Origin of the sequence: Streptomyces sp. NTH33 (assembly GCF_003236365.1) — a bacterium.
Lineage (GTDB): Bacteria > Actinomycetota > Actinomycetes > Streptomycetales > Streptomycetaceae > Streptomyces.
Genome location: NZ_POTZ01001182.1, coordinates 1 through 343, shown reverse-complemented (window position 1 = coordinate 343; position 343 = coordinate 1). Strand labels below are relative to the sequence as shown.

At 71.4% G+C, this 343-nt stretch carries 1 pseudogene; it reads right to left on the bottom strand.

The features are described 5' to 3' along the window. Positions 1-343: pseudogene (locus C1I97_RS39095) on the bottom strand (integrase); the annotation flags it as partial.

The window sequence follows — 343 nt, the reverse complement described above, 5'->3', positions numbered from 1 at the left end:
GAACAGATCGCACGCCAACAGCGCGGCGGCCTGGCTGCGCAGGAAGTCGGCCCAGGTCGTGTTCTGCCGTTCGGGCGCGGGCGGGATGCCGTGCTCCTTGAGGATCTCCCAGACGGTGGAGGCGGCGACCTTGATGCCCAGTGCCGCGAGCTCGCCTGGGGGCACCTCCCGGCCGAAGGCCGGGGGAGGATCCGGCGATACCCCCATGAGCTGTTCTCGCGGGCCAGGCGCAGGACCAGGGCGCGGATCGACCGGACGGGGGGTGGGCGTCCGCGCCGCTTCGGCAGGCAGGTGGCGGCATGTCGTTGCTTGAGCAGGTTGCGGTGCCACCGCATGATCGTGT